At 71.5% G+C, this 20,884-nt stretch carries 22 protein-coding genes, 2 tRNA genes and 2 pseudogenes; 11 read left to right on the forward strand and 15 right to left on the reverse strand.

Annotation, left to right across the window (positions count from 1 at the left end):
- The first annotated feature begins 247 nt into the window (after window positions 1-247).
- A pseudogene (locus VSR01_RS05195) lies at window positions 248-1,896 on the forward strand (hypothetical protein).
- An 82-nt stretch (window positions 1,897-1,978) separates the two neighbouring features.
- Here VSR01_RS05195 and VSR01_RS05200 read toward each other — a convergent pair.
- Window positions 1,979-2,536: an HIT family protein gene (locus tag VSR01_RS05200; protein ID WP_326448105.1), complete on the reverse strand. Its 558-nt coding sequence runs from the start codon at window positions 2,534-2,536 to the stop codon at window positions 1,979-1,981.
- Between the two features lie 65 nt (window positions 2,537-2,601).
- On the opposite strand from VSR01_RS05200, the gene VSR01_RS05205 reads away from it, so the two are divergent.
- Complete coding sequence (locus VSR01_RS05205) at window positions 2,602-3,261, forward strand: potassium channel family protein (protein WP_326448106.1); 660 nt, start codon at window positions 2,602-2,604, stop codon at window positions 3,259-3,261.
- 151 nt (window positions 3,262-3,412) lie between these two features.
- Here the strand turns inward: VSR01_RS05205 and thrS are convergent, their stop codons facing one another.
- Window positions 3,413-5,395, reverse strand: a complete 1,983-nt coding sequence (thrS, locus tag VSR01_RS05210) for a threonine--tRNA ligase (RefSeq protein ID WP_326448107.1) — start codon at window positions 5,393-5,395, stop codon at window positions 3,413-3,415.
- Between the two features lie 217 nt (window positions 5,396-5,612).
- On the opposite strand from thrS, the gene VSR01_RS05215 reads away from it, so the two are divergent.
- The gene (locus VSR01_RS05215; RefSeq protein ID WP_326448108.1) at window positions 5,613-6,041 is read left to right on the forward strand and encodes a VOC family protein; all 429 of its coding nucleotides are present in this window, start codon (window positions 5,613-5,615) and stop codon (window positions 6,039-6,041) included.
- Between the two features lie 28 nt (window positions 6,042-6,069).
- Here VSR01_RS05215 and VSR01_RS05220 read toward each other — a convergent pair whose 3' ends face one another.
- Window positions 6,070-6,591, reverse strand: a complete 522-nt coding sequence (locus VSR01_RS05220; protein WP_326448109.1) for a DUF4760 domain-containing protein — start codon at window positions 6,589-6,591, stop codon at window positions 6,070-6,072.
- 242 nt (window positions 6,592-6,833) lie between these two features.
- Here VSR01_RS05220 and VSR01_RS05225 point away from each other — a divergent pair, with 242 nt between their 5' ends.
- Entirely contained in the window at window positions 6,834-7,934 is a 1,101-nt protein-coding gene (locus VSR01_RS05225) for a DUF3644 domain-containing protein (RefSeq protein ID WP_326448110.1), read from the forward strand.
- A 20-nt stretch (window positions 7,935-7,954) separates the two neighbouring features.
- Here VSR01_RS05225 and VSR01_RS05230 read toward each other — a convergent pair whose 3' ends face one another.
- From VSR01_RS05230 to VSR01_RS05240, 3 genes are all read right to left on the reverse strand, one after another.
- Window positions 7,955-8,677: a 5-formyltetrahydrofolate cyclo-ligase gene (locus tag VSR01_RS05230; RefSeq protein WP_326448111.1), complete on the reverse strand. Its 723-nt coding sequence runs from the start codon at window positions 8,675-8,677 to the stop codon at window positions 7,955-7,957.
- 97 nt (window positions 8,678-8,774) lie between these two features.
- Window positions 8,775-8,993, reverse strand: a complete 219-nt coding sequence (locus tag VSR01_RS05235) for a DUF397 domain-containing protein (RefSeq protein WP_326448112.1) — start codon at window positions 8,991-8,993, stop codon at window positions 8,775-8,777.
- A complete protein-coding gene (locus VSR01_RS05240) occupies window positions 8,990-9,859 on the reverse strand; it encodes a helix-turn-helix domain-containing protein (protein WP_326448113.1) in 870 nt (289 codons plus the stop codon). Before VSR01_RS05240 ends, VSR01_RS05235 begins: the two co-directional genes overlap by 4 nt.
- A gap of 208 nt (window positions 9,860-10,067) precedes the next feature.
- On the opposite strand from VSR01_RS05240, the gene VSR01_RS05245 reads away from it, so the two are divergent.
- The 3 genes and pseudogenes from VSR01_RS05245 to VSR01_RS05255 all read left to right on the forward strand — a co-directional run.
- A complete protein-coding gene (locus VSR01_RS05245) occupies window positions 10,068-10,514 on the forward strand; it encodes an ATP-binding protein (RefSeq protein WP_326448114.1) in 447 nt (148 codons plus the stop codon).
- Window positions 10,504-10,869 carry a hypothetical protein gene (locus VSR01_RS05250; RefSeq protein ID WP_326448115.1) on the forward strand — a complete coding sequence of 122 codons (366 nt, stop codon included), beginning with the start codon at window positions 10,504-10,506 and terminating at the stop codon, window positions 10,867-10,869. Before VSR01_RS05245 ends, VSR01_RS05250 begins: the two co-directional genes overlap by 11 nt.
- Window positions 10,870-10,987: 118 nt before the next feature.
- Window positions 10,988-11,344: pseudogene (locus VSR01_RS05255) on the forward strand (ATP-binding protein); the annotation flags it as partial.
- A gap of 260 nt (window positions 11,345-11,604) precedes the next feature.
- Here VSR01_RS05255 and VSR01_RS05260 read toward each other — a convergent pair.
- From VSR01_RS05260 to VSR01_RS05270, 3 genes are all read right to left on the reverse strand, one after another.
- Window positions 11,605-11,676: transfer RNA gene (locus tag VSR01_RS05260), tRNA-Val, on the reverse strand.
- 38 nt (window positions 11,677-11,714) lie between these two features.
- A complete protein-coding gene (locus VSR01_RS05265) occupies window positions 11,715-12,299 on the reverse strand; it encodes an SRPBCC family protein (RefSeq protein ID WP_326448116.1) in 585 nt (194 codons plus the stop codon).
- A 182-nt stretch (window positions 12,300-12,481) separates the two neighbouring features.
- Window positions 12,482-12,976, reverse strand: a complete 495-nt coding sequence (locus VSR01_RS05270) for a TetR/AcrR family transcriptional regulator (protein WP_326453500.1) — start codon at window positions 12,974-12,976, stop codon at window positions 12,482-12,484.
- A 174-nt stretch (window positions 12,977-13,150) separates the two neighbouring features.
- On the opposite strand from VSR01_RS05270, the gene VSR01_RS05275 reads away from it, so the two are divergent.
- Complete coding sequence (locus VSR01_RS05275; protein WP_326453501.1) at window positions 13,151-14,113, forward strand: NADP-dependent oxidoreductase; 963 nt, start codon at window positions 13,151-13,153, stop codon at window positions 14,111-14,113.
- Between the two features lie 93 nt (window positions 14,114-14,206).
- Here VSR01_RS05275 and VSR01_RS05280 read toward each other — a convergent pair.
- Window positions 14,207-14,278: transfer RNA gene (locus tag VSR01_RS05280), tRNA-Val, on the reverse strand.
- Window positions 14,279-14,608: 330 nt separating this feature from the next.
- On the opposite strand from VSR01_RS05280, the gene VSR01_RS05285 reads away from it, so the two are divergent.
- Both VSR01_RS05285 and VSR01_RS05290 read left to right on the forward strand, forming a co-directional pair.
- Complete coding sequence (locus VSR01_RS05285; RefSeq protein WP_003959770.1) at window positions 14,609-15,022, forward strand: SsgA family sporulation/cell division regulator; 414 nt, start codon at window positions 14,609-14,611, stop codon at window positions 15,020-15,022.
- Window positions 15,023-15,221: 199 nt separating this feature from the next.
- Window positions 15,222-15,782 (forward strand): CGNR zinc finger domain-containing protein, encoded by a 561-nt coding sequence (locus VSR01_RS05290; RefSeq protein WP_326448117.1) that lies wholly within the window; start codon window positions 15,222-15,224, stop codon window positions 15,780-15,782.
- A gap of 34 nt (window positions 15,783-15,816) precedes the next feature.
- On the opposite strand, the gene VSR01_RS05295 is transcribed toward VSR01_RS05290, so the two are convergent.
- Window positions 15,817-16,158, reverse strand: a complete 342-nt coding sequence (locus tag VSR01_RS05295) for a hypothetical protein (RefSeq protein ID WP_326454008.1) — start codon at window positions 16,156-16,158, stop codon at window positions 15,817-15,819.
- A gap of 213 nt (window positions 16,159-16,371) precedes the next feature.
- A complete protein-coding gene (locus VSR01_RS05300) occupies window positions 16,372-16,872 on the reverse strand; it encodes a hypothetical protein (RefSeq protein WP_326448118.1) in 501 nt (166 codons plus the stop codon).
- Window positions 16,873-17,267: 395 nt separating this feature from the next.
- On the opposite strand from VSR01_RS05300, the gene VSR01_RS05305 reads away from it, so the two are divergent.
- Window positions 17,268-17,750 carry a DsbA family protein gene (locus tag VSR01_RS05305; protein ID WP_326448119.1) on the forward strand — a complete coding sequence of 161 codons (483 nt, stop codon included), beginning with the start codon at window positions 17,268-17,270 and terminating at the stop codon, window positions 17,748-17,750.
- Window positions 17,751-17,804: 54 nt separating this feature from the next.
- Here VSR01_RS05305 and VSR01_RS05310 read toward each other — a convergent pair whose 3' ends face one another.
- The 3 genes from VSR01_RS05310 to VSR01_RS05320 are packed head-to-tail and all read right to left on the reverse strand — an operon-like array spanning window position 17,805 to window position 20,711.
- Window positions 17,805-18,626: a GNAT family N-acetyltransferase gene (locus VSR01_RS05310; protein WP_326448120.1), complete on the reverse strand. Its 822-nt coding sequence runs from the start codon at window positions 18,624-18,626 to the stop codon at window positions 17,805-17,807.
- A gap of 58 nt (window positions 18,627-18,684) precedes the next feature.
- A complete protein-coding gene (locus VSR01_RS05315) occupies window positions 18,685-19,506 on the reverse strand; it encodes an aminotransferase class IV (RefSeq protein WP_326448121.1) in 822 nt (273 codons plus the stop codon).
- Entirely contained in the window at window positions 19,503-20,711 is a 1,209-nt protein-coding gene (locus VSR01_RS05320) for a chorismate-binding protein (protein WP_326448122.1), read from the reverse strand. Before VSR01_RS05320 ends, VSR01_RS05315 begins: the two co-directional genes overlap by 4 nt.
- Window positions 20,712-20,884 lie beyond the last annotated feature (173 nt).

Here is a 20,884-nt window from a genome sequence, read left to right on the forward strand (position 1 = left end):
TGTCCGGCGCGGCTCGGGCGCGGCCGAGGGCCTACCCGGGGGCGTACTCGACCGGTCGGATCACGCCAACCCTGCGGCGCGGCATATGACAAGGGCCAATCGGCGGCCCGCACCCCCGGTGCGGGCCGCCGCGCGGCTAGTCTGGGGAGGCTGCGGACGTGTGACGGCCCCGGGCGCGGGGAATGGGCCGTTACGACCGGTCGGAGCCGGTGAAGTGGCGGGCACGACGGCCGAGTTGGGGGCTGCGGTGACGGACGGTTTCGACTTCAGCCCAGGGGCGCAGATCCCGCTCACGGGCGTCGACGGCGAGACGGGCGCGACGCAGGCGCTCTCCTCCGCCGCGTACCGCGACACCCCGGTTCAGAGCCTGATCGACGTCAACGACAAGGCGTCGCTGTCCAGCGGGCGGATCGCGCTGTTCCGGCCCAATCTGGGCGAGGCGTTCTCCCGCGCGGTGCAGGTGCGGATGCTCGGCGCGGCCCGCGGCGAGCTGGTGCAGTCCTTCGGCATCGAGCCGCAGACCGTGGTCGAGCACTGCCTGGCCGCCAACCGGCTGCGCCAGGAGCGCGACGCCCGGCTGACCGTGGTGATGGGCGTCTTCGGCCTGCTCTTCCTGCCCGGCGTGCTGCTGTGGCTGGGCGCCTTCCAGCTGCGGGCCGCGCTGGCCACGATGCGCAGCAAGGGCAGGCGGGCCGGCGCCTGGGCGGCGTGGTGCTCGCGGTCGCGGTGGCCTTCACCGTGCTGCTGGCGATCCGGCCGCCGTTCAGCGGCTTCTGGAGCCTGTACTTCCGGGTGCTGATGATCTTCCCGGTGATCGGCTGGTATCTGGCCAAGCGGATCTGCGAGCGCACCGCGAAGGATCTCAGGGACCGCTGGAGCGATCTGGCCGGCGGCTCCGGCGTCGGCGCGAAGATCCCGGAGGCGGTGCCGCGCAACCCCGGGCAGACCCGCGCGGAGAACCTCCGCAAGAGCCTGGCGAAGCTGTCCGCCGAGCAGAACAGCAACGTGGTCTTCTACGCCGGGCCGCGCGGCATACTCGGCATGGGCAGCCGCTGGGGCAGCTGGCAGATGGCCGAGGAGCTGACCCCGCGCGAGGGGCTCGCCGAGATCAACCCGTTCCGCAGCTGGGACGTGGTCCGGGCGATCCACGACCGGCTGAAGCTGCTGGAGCGCACCCCGATCCACACCGGCGGCTTCCCCAAGCCGTCCATACGCCACTGGGTGGTGGTGCCGATCGGCGAGAACGCCGGCAGCATCAAGCGGCCCACCGGCACCGAGGTCGAGGGCTACACCGTCAAGGACTTCGAGATCCAGCGGATCTGCAACACCCAGCAGTTCGGCAAGGGCAACCGGCACTACCTGGGCATCCAGTTCGTGCTGTGGGACGGCAATCTGGTGATCACCCTGATGATCACCGTGACCGTGCTCGCCCACACCCTGCGGGTGGAGGTCACCGGGCACGCGCTCGGGCCGATCGACGGGCTGTTCACCGGCAAACCGTCCGCGCCGACGAAGACCGTCAGCAAGTCGGTGAAGTTCTGGGAGACCAAGACCGTCAACCTGCCGCTGATCGGCTCCGACGAGGTGGTGCGGCTGGCCGCGCGCGCGCCGCTGACCTGGTTCCCGCCGATCCTGGACCACCTGGGCGGCACCCTGAAGCTGCCTGAGCCGTTCGGCCTGCGGCACACCTGGGCGGACAAGCCCTGGCAGCACCGCTTCATGGCGGACGACGCGCTGCGCGCCGCCACCCCGGTGCTGCGCGCGGTGCACGCCGCCGCGATCCAGGTGATGGAGGAGAACGGCGTGGACGTCTCGCGCTTCACCAGCCGCTCGATGAGCCTGAGCGGGCAGGTGCAGGAGGCGGCGCCGAAGAAGGCCGACGTCTACGACGCGTAGCCGGTCACCGCTCCCCCGTAGCCGGTCACCGCTCCCCCGCCCCGGCCGGCGACCGCCCCGGCCGGCGACCGGCTCGGCCCGCTCAGCCCTGCCAGCGGTCCGCGAGCAGCTTGCGCGTCTCCTGGAGCAGTTGCGGCAGCACCTTGGTGTTGCCCACCACCGGCATGAAGTTGACGTCGCCGCCCCACCGCGGCACCACGTGCTGGTGCAGATGGGCGGCGATGCCCGCGCCGGCCACGGCGCCCTGGTTCATGCCGATGTTGAAGCCCTGTGCCCCCGACGCCCCGCGCAGCGTCGTCATCGCCTGCTTGGTGAACGCCGCCAGCTCCGCCGTCTCCGCGCCGTCGAGCTCGGTGTAGTCGGCGACGTGCCGGTACGGCACCACCATCAGGTGGCCGCTGTTGTACGGGTAGAGGTTGAGCACCGCGAACACCCACTCGCCGCGGGCGATCACCAGGCCCTCCTCGTCGGACAGTGACGGGATCGTGCAGAACGGACATCCGTCCCCGGCCCCCGGGCCGGTGGGCTTGTTCTCCCCCTGGATGTACGCCATGCGATGCGGGGTCCACAGCCGCTGGAAAGCGTCCGGCACCCCCGCCCCGGTCTGCTGCTCCGGATCACTCGTCATGCGGATCAGCATATGGCCAACCCCCCGCACCGCGTGTCGCCGGGCCCGGTCCCGGCCACCGCCGCGATCCTGGCCGGATGGACGCCGACACCCCGCTGGCCCGCTGGGAGAGCCGCAGCGAGCCGCCCCTGTTCGCCGCCTCCCTGCTCTACCTCGGCGCCTACGCCGTCCACGTGCTGGACCCCGGCCTCCCGGCTGTCGGACACGCCCTGCTGGAGTGCCTGATCGGCCTGACCTGGGCGCTGTTCGCCGCCGACTACGCGCTGCGGGTGCGGCTGCGCGGCGAGCGCTTCGGCCCGCGCTACGTGCGGCGGCACCTGCTGGAGACCGTGGTCGTCCTGCTGCCGCTGCTGCGCCCGCTGCGGATGGTGGAGATCTACCAGGTGGTCCAGCGCGGCCGGCAGCGGCCGAAACTGAGCCTGTACGGCCGGGTGATCGCGTACGCGGGCACGACCGCGGTGCTGCTCGGCTTCGCCGGCGCCCTCGCGGTCTACCAGCAGGAGCGCGGCGCCCCCGGCGCGACGATCCGCACCTTTGGCGACGCGGTGTGGTGGACCTGCTCGACGCTGACCACGGTCGGCTACGGCGACGTCACCCCGGTCACCGCGGCCGGCCGGGCGCTCGCGGTGGTGCTGATGCTGCTCGGCCTGGCCCTGCTGGGCGCGGTCACCGGGTCCTTCTCGTCCTGGCTGCTGCAGGTCTTCACCCGGGAGGACGAGGAGCCCCCGGCGCGCTGAGCTGCGCGCCGGGGGCTCTCGACGAGGGCGGCCCGGAGCCGGGGGTACGGACGGCGCCCGCCCGCCGGCCCCGCCCGCGTCACCGCCCCTTCGGCCCGTCGGCCCTTCGACCCGCCGGCCCTTCAACCCGCCGGCCCTTCGACCCGTCGGCTCAGACCTGCACGCGGCGCTCCACCACGTCCACGAGCTTGGCCAGCGCCTGGTCGCGGGGGATGCCGTTCTCCTGCGAGCCGTCGCGGTAGCGGAAGGACACCGTGCCGCCGGCCATGTCGTCGTCACCGACGATGATCATGAACGGGACCTTCTGCTTCTGCCAGGTCCTGATCTTCTTCTGCATCCGGTCCGAGGAGGCGTCGACCTCGACCCGCAGCCCCTGCCGCTTGGCCTCCTCGGCGAACTCCCGCAGATACCCCACATGGCCGTCGCCGACCGGGATGCCGACCGCCTGAACCGGCGCGAGCCAGGCCGGGAACGCACCCGCGTAGTGCTCAAGCAGCACCGCGAAGAACCGCTCGATCGAGCCGAACAGCGCGCGGTGGATCATCACCGGCTGCTGCCGGGAGCCGTCGGCCGCGGTGTACTCCAGGCCGAAGCGGGCCGGCTGCTGGAAGTCCACCTGGATGGTCGACATCTGCCAGGTCCGGCCGATCGCGTCCCTGGCCTGCACCGAGATCTTCGGTCCGTAGAAGGCCGCGCCGCCGGGGTCCATGACCAGTTCCAGGCCCTGCTTGCCGGCCGCCTGGCGCAGCTGCTCGGTGGCCTCGGCCCACTCCTCGTCGGAGCCGATGAACTTGTCGGAGTCCCCGCGGGTCGACAGCTCCAGGTAGAAGTCGCTCAGACCGTAGTCGCGCAGCAGGTTCAGCACGAAGGTGAGCAGCGAGTCCAGCTCGTCGGGCACCTGCTCCTTGGTGCAGTAGATGTGCGAGTCGTCCTGGGTGAAGCCGCGGGCCCGGGTCAGGCCGTGCACCACGCCGGACTTCTCGTACCGGTACACCGTGCCGAACTCGAAGAGCCGCAGCGGCAGTTCACGGTAGGAACGCCCGCGCGCCCGGAAGACCAGGTTGTGCATCGGGCAGTTCATGGCCTTGAGGTAGTAGTCCTGCCCCTCGAACTCCATGGGCGGGAACATGCCGTCGGCGTAGTGCGGCAGGTGCCCGGAGGTCTCGAACAGCTTGGCCTTGCTCAGGTGCGGGGTGTTGACGAACTCGTAGCCCGCCTCCTCGTGGCGGCGGCGCGAGTACGCCTCCATCTCCTTGCGGACGGTGCCGCCCTTGGGGTGGAACACCGCGAGACCCGAGCCGAGTTCGTCGGGGAACGAGAACAGGTCGAGTTCACTGCCGAGCTTGCGGTGGTCGCGCTTGGCGGCCTCCTCCAGGAAGTCCAGGTGCGCCTTCAGCTCCTCCTTGGTCGGCCACGCGGTGCCGTAGATCCGCTGGAGCTGCTTGTTCTTCTCGCTGCCCCGCCAGTACGCGGCGGCGTTGCGCATCAGCTTGAAGGCCGGGATGTAGCGGGTGCTGGGCAGGTGCGGGCCGCGGCACAGGTCCTTCCAGCACAGCTCGCCGGTCTTCGCGTCGAGGTTGTCGTAGATGGTCAGCTCGCCGCCGCCCACCTCCACGTCGGCGCCGTCCTCGGCGTCGGCCGCGGCGCCCTTGAGGCCGATCAGCTCCAGCTTGTACGGCTCGTCGGCGAGTTCCTGGCGGGCGGCCTCGTCGGTGACGACGCGGCGGGAGAAGAGCTGGCCGCGCTTCTGGATCTCCTGCATGCGCTTCTCGATGGCCTTGAGGTCATCGGGGGTGAACGGCTCGTCCACGTCGAAGTCGTAGTAGAAGCCGTCCTTGATGGGCGGGCCGATGCCCAGCCGGGCCTGCGGGTGCAGGTCCTGGACGGCCTGCGCCATCACGTGGGCGGTGGAGTGCCGCAGGATGTTCAGGCCGTCGGGGCTGGTGATGTCCACCGGCTCGACCTCGTCGCCGTCGGCCACCTCGTAGGCCAGGTCCTTCAGCTGCCCGGCGACGCGCGCGGCGACGACCGAGCGCTCGCCCGGGAAGAGATCGGCGGCGGTCGTCCCCGTCGTGACCACCCGCTCCTCCGGTTCGGCGGAATCGCGTTTGATGATCACACGGAGGTCTGACACCGGTCTGCTCCTGACTTGGTCACGTCGGTGGTTCGGACGGCGTACGGGACACGTACGCGCCGGGGCGCGGGCGGCACAGGCCGCCGCACGCGAATCGTACCGAGCCGGGCGGCGGGACCGACAATCCTTTGCGTCGAAGCCGCCGACGCTCGTGCGCGGCGTACGCGATCCTCCGTCCGCCCGCGGCCGTCTGGGGCCGCCTTGCTAGGGTGCGGCTGTGCCATCGGTCAGGACGTTCCAGGTCACCTTCGACTGCGCGCGGCCCGTGCGCGTCGCACGCTTCTGGTGCGACGTGCTCGGATACGCGGTCTCACCGCCGAAGGGGTTCGGGACCTGGGAGGAGTACGAGCGCTCGCAGCCGCCGGAGGAGCGGGACTCGTGGCGCGCGTGCACCGACCCGACGGGCGTCGGCCCCCGGCTGTACTTCCAGCGCGTCCCCGAGGGCAAGGTCGTCAAGAACCGGGTGCACCTCGACGTCCGCGTCGGCACCGGCCTGGTCGGCGAGGAGCGTCTCGCCGCCCTCGAAGCCGAGTGCGCCCGCCTCCTCCCCCTCGGCGCGACCCGCCTCCGCCTCCTGTACGACGGCGGCGACGACTCGTGCATCGTGATGCAGGACGTCGAGGGCAACGAGTTCTGCCTCGACTGACCCTGGAGGCTGCCGTCTCCGCCCCCGTTCACACCTGCGGCCCCGGCGCATGCGTTCGCACGGTGCGCCCCTGGACCCGCGACGCCGTCGAGGGGTGGGAACTTTGGGCTTCGGCGTACAGCTTCTCGAAGTACGCGAGGAAGGGGCCGTCCCGGTACTCCCGCTCGGCCCGCACATAGGGGACGATCGCCTCCCACACCTGGATGATGCGGAAATGGAAGAGGCCGAGCGCGATCCGGCGGTTGATGGCCCCGAGTTCGTACATCACGCCGATGCTCTCGTAGAGGAAGGCGACGTTCCACACCGCGTTGCGCTCCCGCTCGGGGAGCCGGCTGACGGGGATGCCGTCCTGCGGATGGTCCGAACGCAACCGGGTCACCACGTAGTGCATGTCGTTCTGGTAGTCCTTGTTGCGGACGTCGCGCAGGTAGATCTCCAGGACCGCCGCGAAATCGACCGCGCTCCTGCTCTGACGGTCCTGCCGCCAGGCGACGACGATCGAGACGGCCAGCGCGACGACGGACGCGGCCAACGAGATGATCTCACTCACGCTTCCCCCCAGTGCCGACGGTGGCGCCCCGGCAGTGAGGACGACGGTCCGCCACTCCGCGGTTCTCGCCGCGCCCCGCCCGCCCCAGCCGGGGACAGGTAGCGCCACCCGGAGGGGCGGGCTCGGTCATGGAGACGACGGCACGTCGGTTGAACGTCGTACGTTTACCGTCCGCCTTGAGAATCTTGCTTGTCCCGCCGATCACCTTGGTGTGATCCTTCTACCGAACGAAGGACACGCGAATGGCTCACCCCCGCTGGCGTCACATGCTTGACGAGTCGAAGCGTCACGCCCTCAAGGGTGTGGACGAGTGGAACTGCTCCACCGGCAACTTCGGCGACTTCCTCACCCACATGCACAAGGCGTGGCACTACCTCTTGCACGCCGAGTTCAAGAAGGACGGTGTCGACTACCACTACAAAGAGTCGAACGGCCAGTACAAGATCATCGACGGTGAGCCGAAGGCGTGGGACCTGGAGTGGTGTGTCAAGCAGCGCTACACCAACAGCGCCGACCCGGTGCGCCTGAACCTTGAGCTCTTCGTGGCCCTCCGGAACAAGGTTGAGCACCGGTACGAGCACAACCTCAAGATCGTGACCGGCGGCAAGGCTCAGGCGCTCGTCATGAACTACGAGCGTGAACGGGTGGACCACTTCGGTTTCGACTACAGCCTTGCCAACGTGCTCCGCTTCCCCATCACCCTCCAGTCGTTGACGGCGGAAGGACAGGCCGAGCAGCGTGAGGCGGCCGCCAAGCTTCCCAAGGCGACGCGCGACCTCGTGACGCGGTTCGAGGCCAGCATGGACGAGTCCGTGAAGGACGACCTCCGCTACGACTACAGGGTGCGACTGGTGCCCATCATCGGCAACAAGACCGACGCGGATCTCGCTGTGAACTTCGTCAACTTCGACGACTTGACCGACGAGGAACGTAAGACCATGACGGAAGCCGGGCGCACGGGCACCGTCATGACCAAGTTGAAGCACGTCGAGGTGGCTAACAAGGCGAAGCTCCGCGCAACCACCGTGGCCGAGCGCGTTGAGGCACGATTGCCCTTCCACTTCAGTGCGTACGGCGAGCACACCGAGATGTGGCGACGGTTCAACATCCGGCCCCCCAAGGGCACCTCGGACCCGTGCATCACCAATGCCCGGTACTGCATCTACGACGAGCCGGTGAACACCTACCTGTACACCGACGCCTGGGTGGAAAAGGTCATCAAGGAGATCGGAACCGTCGACAAGTACCGCACCTTCTTCGGCAAGGAGCCCCGCATGAAGAACATGGCCACCTTGCCGCAGCAAGCGGTGTCCGACGAGCAGACCATAAGCAGGTCCGGGTGACCGAGGCTGGCCGCCGTCTGCTACTCGGCGGCGCGGCTTCGGGCTGCGAGCACCGGGATGGCCGCGATCTTCTCGGCGGTCAGGTCGTTCCAGACCAAGCCCTGCGGCCGGCGTCGGTTGGTGCAGCGGATCACCTCGTCCGGCGTCACGATGATGTCCACACTGAAGTCGTGATCAGTCTCGGGGATGTCCTCCCCGACCACCTGGAGGCCATGCACCGGCGCCACGATCACCGTCGCATCGGTCACGAGTCCGGCCTCGATCAGCAGCGCGACCTCTAGGTCGGAGTACCCGGCCCCCTTGCCGATGCGTGCTCCCGACCGGTGGACCGCCACGCTGCCGCAGATCACCACGTCGATCGGCCGCAGGGCATCAACGCCCAACCGGCGTGCGACCCGAGCCGCGCCCCGCTTCTCGGCGGCTTCCGCAGGAGAGACCGTCAGCGTCTTCGGGTCGAGCAGGTAGAACGGTTCCAGGCTCGCCATTCTCGGCACGGCCATGTACAGCAGCTTGCCGTCCTGGAGTGCACGAGTGCGCACCGGAAGCTGTGCCCAGTCGGGATTGGCCTTGACCGTGGTAGCTCGTTGCCACTCAGGCAGCTCGGCCAGGCGCTCAGCAGTTGCCTCGTTGCCGTAGAAGCCAGGAATCTTGCCGTACGAGTCGGCTGGCGCTCCGCCACCGTCGATGAGGCGACGCCACACCCGGTCACGGACAGCTTGCTTGGCCTGGTCGATCCCGCTCACGTGCTCACCCGTTCTCAGATCGGACGATCGTGCAGCGAAGCAGCGCCCGACCTCGATGCCGGGCCGGGCGCTGCTGTACGGTCGCGGACCTGCGCCCCTACGCCTGCCCGAACTCGCCCTCGCGGGCGGCGGCGACGAACGCGGCGAACTCGGCGTTGGTGAACGCCAGCGCCGGCCCCGAGGGGTCCTTGCTGTCACGCAGCGCCCGACCGCCCCCGGGCAGAGCGGCGACCTCCACGCAGTTGCCGTTGTTTCCGGAGTACGACGACTTCACCCACTCCAGCGGAGCCGCCGCGGATCGGTTGGTTGGCTTCATCGGTCCTGTTCCATTTCGTGAAGGGCGTCCTGGATGAGCGCCCGGGACCTGCTGACGTTGGCTGCGGCCATGTTGAGACGGCGGAACAACGTGGTGTACGTCTCCACGTCGGCCGGCTCTTCGTAGTAGAGCGTGCTGGTGGGCGACTCCGTGTACACGACGTCCGTCTCGGCCGAGGTCGGGAAGCTCATGATGACGAACGGCCCGAACAGGCAGGCGTTCATGGGATCTTCGCGCGGCAGCACTTGCAGCTCGACGTTCTGCTTCCGGCTGTCGGCAACCAGGGACTCAAGCTGCGCCTTCATCACGTCGCGGCTGCCCACCCGGTGGTACAGCACGTTCTCCGCGATGATCACCCAGAGCTGAACCGGGTCGTCCCTGGTCAAGATGTTCTTCCGCTCGCCGCGCACCTTGATCTGCGCTTCGATGCCCTCCTCGGTGGCATCCGGCGCCTGGAGCTTGATGAGCGCTTCGGTGTACTCGGGCGTTTGCAGCAGGCCAGGCACCAGGTTGGTCTCGACGTTGTACAGCTCCGAGGCGTCCCACTCAACGGCGGCATAAGCCGCGTACGCCGGGTCGACCACGTTGACGTACCGGCTCCACCAGCCCTTCTGCTTGGCCTCGCGCGACAGCTTCTCGATCGCCGCTCGTTCGGTCGGGTCGGTGACGTTGTAGGCATCCATGAGCGCCCGGAGGTCGGGCAGGCGGATGCCCGACTGAGCGTTCTCGATCCGGCCGACCTTCGACTCCGCCGACCCGAGCACCTTGGCCGCGTCCGCGTGTGTCAACCCGGCGATGTTCCGCAGCTCCTTGAGCGTGCGCGCGAGCCGCCTCTGACGAAACGTCGGGTTGTTGTTGATGGGCAACGATCGGCCGCCTCTCCTACGCCTTCTTGCAGGTCAAGTGTGCCGCTCCGACACGGTGAGGGCAACAGGCATTCGACTCTACTCAAAGTAGGGACTTGATACTCTGGCTTATCTACAGTGCATAGTACCTACTGTGTCAGTAGCTCCTTATCGTCTGCCCGGGCCGCTGTCACCCACCCAACCGCGCGCTCGTCCGAGAGGATTGAGGATGGCTGCACCCAGGTCGCTACAGGTGCGGTACCGGAGATACCGCCCTGCCGTACCCGTCGCTCGCGCCAAGGCCAGGGCCGTCGCGGACGAGTGGTACTTATCCCAGCACATCGCTGACTCCTTGGAGTGGGTGGTCGCCGAACTGGTGACGAACGCCGTGATCCATGGTCGAGCGACTCGCGGAAGCCACGTCGTGGTGGCCTACCACCTCGATGACGGTCTCCTCCGCGTCGAGGTCCGCGACACCGCTGACGGGCTGCCACGTTTGCTCTCCCCAGCCCCTCCGGACCGGGAAATCCCGCTCAGCGGTCGCGGACTCAGGATCGTGGCTTCGCTGGCTGACAGCTGGGGCGTCACACCCCGGGTGATCGGAAAGAGCGTGTGGGCCGAGTGGGCCGTCGCCACCAGGGAGTCCGCGCAGGAAAAGAGGAGTCATGCCCGCTGACGATCGAGGAGCGCGGGACGACATGACCGCCGCCCACCAGTCGAAACCGCCGATCTACGGCTACATGCGTGCGCACCCCGGCATTCCCGAAGCCGAAGTATTGAGGGACGAGCTACGGCTCTTCCGCTGGGCGCAGCTCGAAGGCTACGACCTGGCCGTCATCTTCCAGGAAGAAGAAGAGGGCAGCATCGCTGCGCTGACCGAGCTGGTCGAACAGCTCAAGCTCACCGACGACCCCGCCATCGTGGTGCCGTCCATGCAGCACTTCGGCAGCGGCCGTGTTCTCCAGGAACACCTGTGGGCGTACATCGTGCACTGCGTCGACGCCGAGGTGTACGAGGCGGGAGACCGATGACCGAAGCCCTCAAGATGTGCGGGTTCTTCGGCCCCGTACGGGAGGCGGCCTCGTGACCACACCGTCCACGCCGCTCGCGCCCAGGACCCTCTACGTCTCCAACATCCGCCTGGCCTCGGTGCTTACAGCCGTCAGCTTGTCGCGGGAGTTCATCCGGCAGACGCTCCAGCAGTGGCAGCTCAAGGAGCACATTGACAGCGCCGAGCTGATCGTCTCCGAGCTGGTGACCAACGCCGTCAAGATGACTGGCATCCCCGACCCCGATCCCAAGTGGGGCGACATACAGGGACACCACCTCATCGGAGTACAGCTCCGCTCGGTCGACGGGAAACTGTACGTAGAAGTCTGGGACCCGGGCACCGGCTCACCCGTCGTTCCCGAGCAGAGCCTCGACGCGGAAGGCGGTCGCGGCCTCTTCCTGGTCGAGACGCTGAGCAAGCGGTGGGACGTCTACCGCCCTCGTAGGGGCGGCAAAGTCGTCTGGGCCGAACTCGCTCTCAGCGACCCGATGACCGCTTCGCTGCCGACCGAAGCCCTGCCGCAGCGTGCATCAGGCAGTCGTGGCCCCACGGCCGACAGGGAATGGGAACTCCTGGACACGGCTCTCACGCAGCGGGTCCTCGATGGACTTGGCCAAGCCCCTCAGCATGACTACGGGTGCCGCCGGACAGCAGAACGGGGGCCGGCCCGGTGGGCGGCCCCCGAGGGGTGTGCCGGCTCTGGAGCCGGGGGGGGTGGGCGATACTGGGATCGAACCAGTGACCCCTTCGGTGTGAACGAAGTGCTCTCCCGCTGAGCTAATCGCCCGGGACGCCTTGAACAATACAGGCCCGAGGGCCGGGCGTTCAAACGAGAGGGCCGGCCGTGGCGGACGCGGCGAGCAGGGCGTGCAGGCCGGCCCGGCCGCGGCGCATCATCATCGCGTGGTTCGCGACGAACAGCGGCCGGCACGGCACCGCGAACGCGCGCATCAGGAGTTTGCGCACCTCGACCTCCTGCTCGAACAGCAGCCAGGTGCCGCCCGGCAGGTCCGGCACGGAGCCGTCCGCCGGAGTCGGGGGCCGCGACGGCGGCGCGCTGCTCGCCGCCGCCGGGCCGTCGGCCGGACCGTCCGCTGGCGCGGAGGCGTGCGGGCGGACGGGGCTGTCCAGGACCGTCCACCGCACCCACCCCTCAAGATCGCCGGTCATGGCGATCTCCAGCACCCGCGCCCGCGGGTCGTGGCGGGTCGCGGACGCGGCGACGACCAGGTCGTACGGGAGGACCGAGCGGAACCTGAGCACGCCGCTGGTCTCGCCGGTCTGCTGGACCTCGCGGATCTGCGGCCACCACTCGGGGTACCGGTCGGGGCGCTCCAGGACGCGGTAGACGGCGTCGGGGGCCGCGTCGAGGTGCCAGGCGCTGCGGAATCGGTAGTGACTCCAGTCCATAACCCCAGTGTGCGCCGCCGCGACCGGCCCCGGAGCCGTACCCGAAAGCTCCCCGCCGTGTCGCGGAACTCCCGCTCGGTGGGGGCTCGGCGCCCAAGTCCCTCACGCCGCCCGGCACTCGGGGCACGGACGCGGTCGGCGCCCGGCTCCCGTACGCGGTCGGCGCGCCCCCCTTACGCCGTTCAGCGCGCCGGCCGCAGCCCGTCCATCAGAAGGTCCAGCAGCCGGCCCGCCCTGGCCTCGTGCTCCGGCGAGGGCGCGACGGTGAAGATACCGATGAGGCAGGCCGCGATGTCCTCCGCGGTGACGTCGTCGCGCAACTCGCCCGTGCTGCGGCCGGCGTCGAGGAGGACGTCGATGGCCGCGAGCAGCTCGGTCTGGGTGCGGGCGTGGGCGATCTCGCCCGACTCGATCATCGCGAGCAGCGTGTCGAGCATGCCGTTCTTCGTCGCTATCCACTCCCCGAACAGGTCCATCCAGCGCCGCAGCGCCGCGGGCGGCGGGAATTGGACGAGCAGGTCGCGGGCGCCGGAGGTGAGCCGGGCGACCTGGTCGCGGTAGACCGCGTCGACGAGGGACTCGCGGGTGGGGAAGTGCCGGTAGAGCGTGGCGATGCCGACGCCCGCCTCGCGTGCGATCGCTCGCATCGACGGCTCGGTGTCGGCGGAGACGAACATACGGGTCGCCACGGCGAGGAGTTGGTCGCGGTTGCGGGTGGCGTCCGCTCGCAGCACGCCGGCCTGCGCTTCTTCCAAAACGGATCACGCTCCGGTTATGTGTTAGGGTTCGACTAAACGGAGCATAGTCCGCTTTTGCTCCGCCCGTTCTCGTCCCGAGGGAAACACGTGAGCATGCAAGAACCGAGCGGCACCACGTCGGCGGCCACGAGCAGGGCGGTCCTGTTCGAGTCGTTCGGCGGCCCCGAGGCCCTGACCGTCCGCGACGTGCCGGCGCCGCAGGCGGGCCCCGGGCAGATCCGGGTACGCGTCACCGCGGCCGGACTCAACCCGATGGACTGGTTCATGACCTCCGACGCGGAGACCGCCGCGCGCTTCGGGCTGAGCCTGCCGTGCGGGTTCGGCACCGACTACGCCGGGGTCGTGGACCAGGTCGGCGCCGGCGTGACCGGCTTCGCGGTCGGCGACCGCGTGTTCGGCGGCGCGCTGTCCCGCGCGGTCGCCGACCACGTGGTGGTCGACGCGGCGGGGACCATCGCGGCCGGCGGCGACGCCCACCACACCCCCGACGGTGTCGACGACCGCACCGCGGCCACCCTCTCCATCGCGGGCTGCACGGCCGCCGCCGCCCTCGCCGTCGTCAAGCCCGGACCGGGCGACACGCTGCTCGTCGGCGGCGCGGGGGGCGGCGTCGGCGTGTTCGCCGTCCAGCTCGCCCGGATCGCGGGCGCACGGGTGATCGGCACCGGGTCGGCGACGTCGGCCGACGCCCTGCGCGCCCTCGGCGCCGAGCCGGTCGCCTACGGCGAGGGCCTGGTCGACCGGGTCCGCGCCCTGGCCCCCGGCGGCGTCACCGCGGCCGTCGACCTCTTCGGCACCGACACGGCGCAGGCGGCACGGGACCTCGGGGTCCCGGACGCACGCATCACCACCATCGCCGCACAGGTCGACGGGATCACGCCGACGAACGGCGCCAACGCCGCCCCCGGCACCCTTGAGGAGATCGCCGGCCTGGTCGCGGAGGGGCGGCTGCGCGTGCCTGTCGCGGCATCCTTCCCGATGGAGCGGATCCGCGACGCGGCCGAACTCCAGGCCGGCCGCCATGTGCACGGGAAGGTCGTCGTCGACCTGCAGTAGCCCCCGGACGACGGGGAGCACCGACCGCATGCGTTTCAGGGGCCGCCCGGCTGGGCGGCCCCTGAAACGCATGCGGTTCGTCGAAACCACGGGTGGGCGATACTGGGATCGAACCAGTGACCCCTTCGGCGTGAACGAAGTGCTCTCCCGCTGAGCTAATCGCCCGGGCGAGAACAAGATTACCGCACCCTCGGGGCGCTCGTGACCAGCCCGCGGCCGGGCCCCGCCGCCGCGCCGCGCGGGCGGGGAAGCCCCCGCGACCCTTGGCCCGAACACCACCTTTTTCGTCACGCTCCGCAGTCACGAAGCCCCGCGAGGAGCGTTGCCGGCGCTCACCGAGATGGCCGCCGCGCAGGTCCGGGCGCTGCGCCGGACGAGCTACCAGAAGCCGCACAAACACCTCAGAGTGGTTTACAACGTCCTCGCAGGTGGCATGTCGATTTCGCCGACGTGCGAATCCCCCGAGCGCACACTGAGCGAAAGGCCATGGCGCTTATGAACACCACGGTCAGCTGCGAGCTGCATCTGCGCCTCGTCGTGTCGAGCGAATCCTCACTGCCTGTACCCGCGGGCTTGCGGTACGACACGGCAGATCCGTATGCCGTGCACGCCACCTTCCACACCGGAGCCGAAGAGACGGTCGAATGGGTGTTCGCCCGCGACCTGCTCGCCGAGGGTCTGCACCGCCCCACCGGCACCGGCGACGTCCGAGTCTGGCCGTCCCGCAGCCACGGCCAGGGCGTCGTGTGCATCGCCCTCAGCTCCCCGGAGGGCGAAGCCCTGCTCGAAGCCCCGGCGCGGGCCCTGGAGTCCTTCCTGAAGCGGACGGACGCCGCGGTGCCGCCGGGCACCGAGCACCGCCATTTCGATCTGGACACGGAGCTCTCGCACATCCTCGCGGAGAGCTGACCCCGGGTTCCCGACGTCCGCGGCCGTCCTACTCGGGGGACAGCCCGGACCAGCGACCAGCAGCACCGGCAGACCCGCGCCGGTGTCGTCGCCGCACGCACGAGAGCCGTCGCCGTGGAGGCCACACCCCCACGGCGGCGGCTCTCGCGCGCTAGAGTCGTCCGGGACGCACCCCACACCGCCGGCAGGGAGCGACCCCGTGCTGATCAACCATGACACCAGATGCGCGCTGGACAGCGTGGTCGACCTGGTGAACACCCAGCCGAGCATCGAGGGGCACGAGGCCCTCGCCGACGTCGCGTCGCTGCGGCGGTTCGTGGAGCGCAACCGGGTCAGCGAGGTGGGCCGGCTCGACCGGCGCGACGTGCTCAGCGTGCACGCGGTGCGCAGCAGGTTCTCCGAGGTCTTCGCGGCGCGCGACGACGCCACCGCGGCGCGGATGCTCAACGAGATGATCGCCGCGGCGGGCACCACGCCGCGGCTCACCGACCACGACGGCTACGACTGGCACGTGCACTACTTCGCGCCCGGCGCCTCGCTCTCCGACCACCTCGCCGCGGACTGCGGCATGGCGCTGTCCTTCCTGATCGTCGCGGGCGAGCGGGAGCGGCTGCGCCGCTGCGACGCGCCGGACTGCCGCCGGGCCTTCGTGGACCTGTCCCGCAACCGGTCGCGCCGCTACTGCGACAGCCGCACCTGCGGGAACCGGCTGCACGTCGCCGCCTACCGCGCCCGGCGCCGCGAGGCCGCCGCGGGCTGACCGCCCGGACCCGCCCGTTCGGCGCCGGACCGCCTCAGAGGAAGAGCAGGTCCCATACGGCGCCGCCGCCGATCAGCCCGCCGATGACGCACAGGAAGAGCATCAGCGGAGGCTGCGAGAGGGCGTAGAGACAGCCCCGGGGCTCCTCGGCGCCCATCGCGACCGCCGCCTCGACCGGGGAAGCCGGCACGGACGGCGCGGCGGGGGCGGCAGCGGTGCGGGGGGCCGGTGCGGCGTGGGGGGCGGGCGGGGTGTGGGGGGCGGGTGCGGCGGAGCCGCTCGACGCGGGGTTGCGTGGGGCGGAAAGCGGCGCGAGCGAGAGTTCCGAGCGGTCCGCGCGCGGCGCCTTCAGGCAGTCCCGTGGGGAGGTGAGCACGCACCGATGATCGCGCAGCGCAAGATCGCGTGTGGTCCAACACGCGGAGTTTACAAGGCCGTTTACCTGGGTCTCGGATGCCGGATACCGACAGCCGAGACAGCTCGTCCCAGATAGTGTGCGTCGGTTGGGCACCCGCGGGAAGGGCCGCCGAGCACTCGCGGCACCGGTGCGGGTGCGCGTCAGATCCCGCGGCACGGGTGCGGGTGCGCGTCAGATCCCGCGCCGCCGCAGGATCTCCTCCACGTCCTCGAACCCGGAGAGCCCGCTGTCGCCGCCGCGACCCCTCTTCGGTTTCCCGGCCCCCCGGCCGGCACCGCCGTCCGCGCCGCCGGAGGTCCGGCCCGTGCCGAGGGCGGCGGGGGCGCCGGCGCCCGCTCCGGAGACGCCCGCGGGCTCGGCGGCCCGGTCCGTGGCGCGACCGCCGCCGCGGCCGGCGAACAGGCGAGTGATGCCGTAGAGCCCGGCGGAGCAGGCGAGGACCGCGAAACCGGTCCACACCGAGGGCTTGAAGACCAGGTCGGCGGCCCAGTCACCGACCGCGGTGCCGATCTTGCGGCCCAGGGTGACCAGGCCGGCCATGGCGAGGCCGACCGGCAGCAGCGCGACCGCGGCGATCCGGGTGGCCCGCAGGTAGCGCCTGCGGTACGCGGTGAGCACGGCGATCGCCAGTCCGGCCGCGGACAGCGCGGCGCAGAAGGTCGTGGTCAGCATCGTGCGGCTCCCCAGGCGGTTCGGCCGGTCCCGCGGGGTCCGGCCGAGGGCCGCCGCGGGTTCGTCCCTCCATCCTGCCTCGCCCCGCCCCTCGCCGACCACGGTGCGAGCCGGTCTCCGGGCGGACTTCAGGGTCATCTGCGGGAGATCTCCGGGGCGGCTCATCCCCAGGTGCGGTGCGGGGTCCTCCCCAGGTGCCGCGGGGCCTCCTCCGCGAGTGGGAGACTGGGCGCCATGACCGACCCCGCCCCGGACGCGACCCCCGCAGCGACCCCGTCCGCCACGACCGCCCCGTCCGCCGCCGAGAAGCCCGCGGGAACGCCCGCCGGAACTCCCGCGGCGACTCCCGCGGCAGCCTCCGCGGGGACGCCCGCCGGCTCCTCCCCGCGCCGGTTTTGGAGTTCTGGTGCGAGCTGCAGTGCCCCGACTGCCGCACCGCCCTCGGCGACCTGGCGGCGCTGCGCGAGCGCTACGGCGACGCGCTGGACATCCAGTTCCGGCACTTCCCGCTGGACAAGCACCGGCATGCCCTGGCGGCGGCGCAGGCGTACGAGGAGGCGCACGCGCAGGGCCGCGGCCGGGAGTACGCGGAAGCGGTGCTGGGCCGGGTCGAGGAGCTGGAACGCCGCGGCGAGCCGCTGCTGGTCGAGGTGGCGCGCGATCTCGGTCTGGACGCCGAGGAGGTCGACACCGCGCTGGTCGACGGCCGCCATCTGCTCGTGGTCGACTCCGACGAGGCCGAGGGCAAGGCGATCGGCGTCACCGGCACGCCCACGTACGTGATCGGCGGGGAGCTGCTGGACGGCTCGAAGAGCCAGGAGGGGCTGCGCGCCCGGATCGAGGCCGTCGCCGACCGTCTGCTGGCCGGGCGCGACTGAGCCGCCGGGCGGCCCGGGACCGGGCGCGCCGCGCGCCCGGCGTCCGTCGCCCCCTCAGAGCAGCCGCTTCTCGAAGTGCCGTGCGGTGGTGCGGTAGCCGAGGGACGCGTAGAGCCGCAGCGCCGTGGTGTTCGCGGAGAAGACGTTGAGGCCGAGGACGGCGCATCCGACCTCGCGGCAGTGGTTCTCCGCGGCGAGCATGGCGGTCCTGCCGTGTCCGCGGCCCCGGTGCTCGGGGGCGACCTCGACGTTGAACACCCACGGCGGCGCGTCCGTGCGCAGCCAGACGAAGCCCACCCCTTCGCCGTCGTGGTCGATCCCGAGCATCGCGGTGCCGGGCGCCGGCTCGCCGTCCCGCAGCAGCGCGGCGACGCCGTCCCGGCCGCGGCGCTCGGCCTCCTCGGGCGGCATGCCGCCGGCCACCACCGCGTCGACGTAGGTCCGGTGGCCGCGTTCCAGCCAGGGCCGCGCCTGCGCGCCGGTGAGCGTGCGGGCGGTGCTGCCGTGCGGGAGCGCGGCGGGCGGGCCGGTGACGTCCTTGGCCATGTGCCGGCTGCGCTCCGCGTAACCGAGGGAGTGCGCCAGCCGCAGCGCGTACTCGGCGTCCGGCGGCACCGAGGCCAGCGCCACCGCGCAGCCCCACGAGCGCAGCACCTCCTCGGCGGCGAGCGCGGCGACGGCGCCCCGCCCGCGCCGCCGGTCCGGCTCGGCCACGAACAGCGCGCCGATCTCCCCGACGCCTTCGCCGAGCCGGCCGCCGGCCCGCAGTTCGACGCCGCCGACCGGACGGCCGTTGACGCACACGGTGTACGGGCGGAAGCGCTCCGCGTCCGCACCGCGCGTCTCGGGTCCCGCCGGCCGCAGGGTGGTCGTCATGGGTCACGCTCCCGGGGTGTGCGCCGTGGCCTGTGCTGTCAGGGTGTGCCGTGCGCGGTCACGGGTTCGGGTGCTGCGCGGCGCGCTCGGCGAAGATCCGCATCGCCTTCGCGGTGACCGGACCGGGCGCGGCGGGCAGGTCGCGGTCGTCCACGCGGTGGACGGCCTGGACGTCCCGCAGGCTTGAGGTCAGGAAGACCTCCTCGGCCTCGTAGAGCGCGTCCATCGGCAGGTCGGCCTCCTGCGCGCCGGCCCACTCGATGACCAGCGCGCGGGTGATGCCGGCCAGGCAGCCGGACTCCAGGGGCGGGGTCAGCAGCCGGCCGCCGAGCACCACGAACACGTTGGAGCCGGTGCCCTCGCACAGCCGGCCCCGCGTGTTGGCGAACAGCGCCTCGGAGCCGCCCTCGCGGTGGGCGCGGTCGAGCGCCACGACGTTCTCGCCGTACGAGGTCGTCTTCAGGCCGGCCAGCGCGCCCTTCTCGTTACGGGTCCAGGGCACGGTGACCACGGCGGTGGTGTCCGGGCGCTCGGTCGCCTCGGCGAGGGCGACGACCAGGGTGGGGCCCGCGTCCCCGCGGTCGGAGCCGAGCGGGGACAGGCCGCCGGTGTAGGTGATGCGCAGCCGGCCGAGCGGCATCGGGTTGGCGGCGAGCACGGCATCGCAGGCGCGGGCCACCTCCCGCGGGTCGGGCTCGGGCAGTCCGAGGCCGCGCGCGGACCTGGCCAGGCGCTCCAGGTGCCGCGTGGTGGCGAAGGCGCGGCCGTGCACCGCCTTCAGCGTCTCGAAGACGCCGTCGCCGACGGTCAGCCCGTGGTCGAACACCGACACCGTGGCGTCCTCGGTGTCCCGCAGGCCGCCGTCCACCCAGATCCTCACGACAGGGTTCCTCCGTTCGTCCGCGGGCCGGCGGGGTCGCCGGCGGCCGTGCTCCGGCCGGCCGGCCCGTCGGTCCGGTCGGTTCCGTGGCCTCCCGACCCGTACATCCCCGACGCTACCGCCAGCAGCCGTGACGCCTTCAACTCGGTTTCGGCCCACTCCCCCGCCGGGTCCGAGTCCCAGGTGATCCCTGCGCCGGTCCCGAACCGCAGCACCGGTCCGCCGGGCCCGGTCCGGTCGATCCAGAACGTGCGGATGCCGACGGCGAGTTCGGCGGTCCCGCGGTCGGCGTCGACCCAGCCGACCGCGCCGCAGTACGGGCCCCGGGGAGCGCTCTCCAGGTCGGCGACGACCCGCAGCGCACGGGACTTGGGCGCGCCGCTGACCGAGCCGGGCGGGAACGCCGCGCCGAACAGCTCGGGCCAGCCGGCGCCCGGCCGCAGGTCGCCGCGGACCGTGGAGACCAGGTGGACCAGGCCGGGGTGCGACTGGTACGCGCACAGCTCGGGCACGGTGACTGAACCGGTGGCGCAGACCCGGCCGAGGTCGTTGCGCACCAGGTCCACGATCATGACGTTCTCGGCGTGGTCCTTGGGCAGCATCTCGGCCGCGGTGCGGGCGGTGCCCTTGATCGGTCCGGACTCCACGCGGGCGCCGTCGCGGCGCAGGAACAGCTCGGGCGAGGCGGTGGCGATCTCCACACCGTGCGCGGGCAGCCGGATCGTCCCCGCGTAGGGGGCGGGGTTGCCGAGGGCGAGCAGGCCGGCGAGGGCGTCGATGTCGGCGGGGACGGGGGCGGGCGCGGGAGCGTGGCGTGCGCAAGCGCCGCCGGGAGCGGGAGCGGCGGTCGGGGCGGCGGGAGCCGCGGGCAGGGGCGCGGTCAGCACCCGGCACAGGTTGACCTGGTAGACCTCGCCGGCGGCGATCCGCTCGCGGATGGCGCGGACGCCGGCCTGGTAGCCGGCCCGGTCGGCGGAGGAGGTCCACGCGGACGGCTCGGGTCCGCGCCAGCGGCGGGCGCGCGCGGCCGCGTCGTCCGGGGCGCGGCGCACGTCGCCGAACCGCGCGCAGACCGTGCGGCCCTCGAAGTCCGCGGCGACCGCCCAGAATCCGGCGCCGTCCAGCGCGGCGACGTCGTCGGTGACGTCCCGCAGGTCGGAGGCGAGGAGAGCGCCGAAGCGGGCCAGGGGTGGGAGGTCGCGCACCGTGTTTCCCGGGGGTCTGGGCAGGTCGGGGGCCGAGTCTAGGCCCGGCACCGGCGGCGCCGGCAGGGGCGTCCCCGGCGTCAACTCCTTGTCATTGTCCCGGCACGCTGCGGAAACCGGTTTTTGAGCTGGACCGGGAATCCGCTAGAGTTCACCTCGTCGCCCAGGAACGT

The sequence above is a fragment of the Actinacidiphila sp. DG2A-62 genome (assembly GCF_035825295.1).
GTDB lineage: Bacteria > Actinomycetota > Actinomycetes > Streptomycetales > Streptomycetaceae > Actinacidiphila.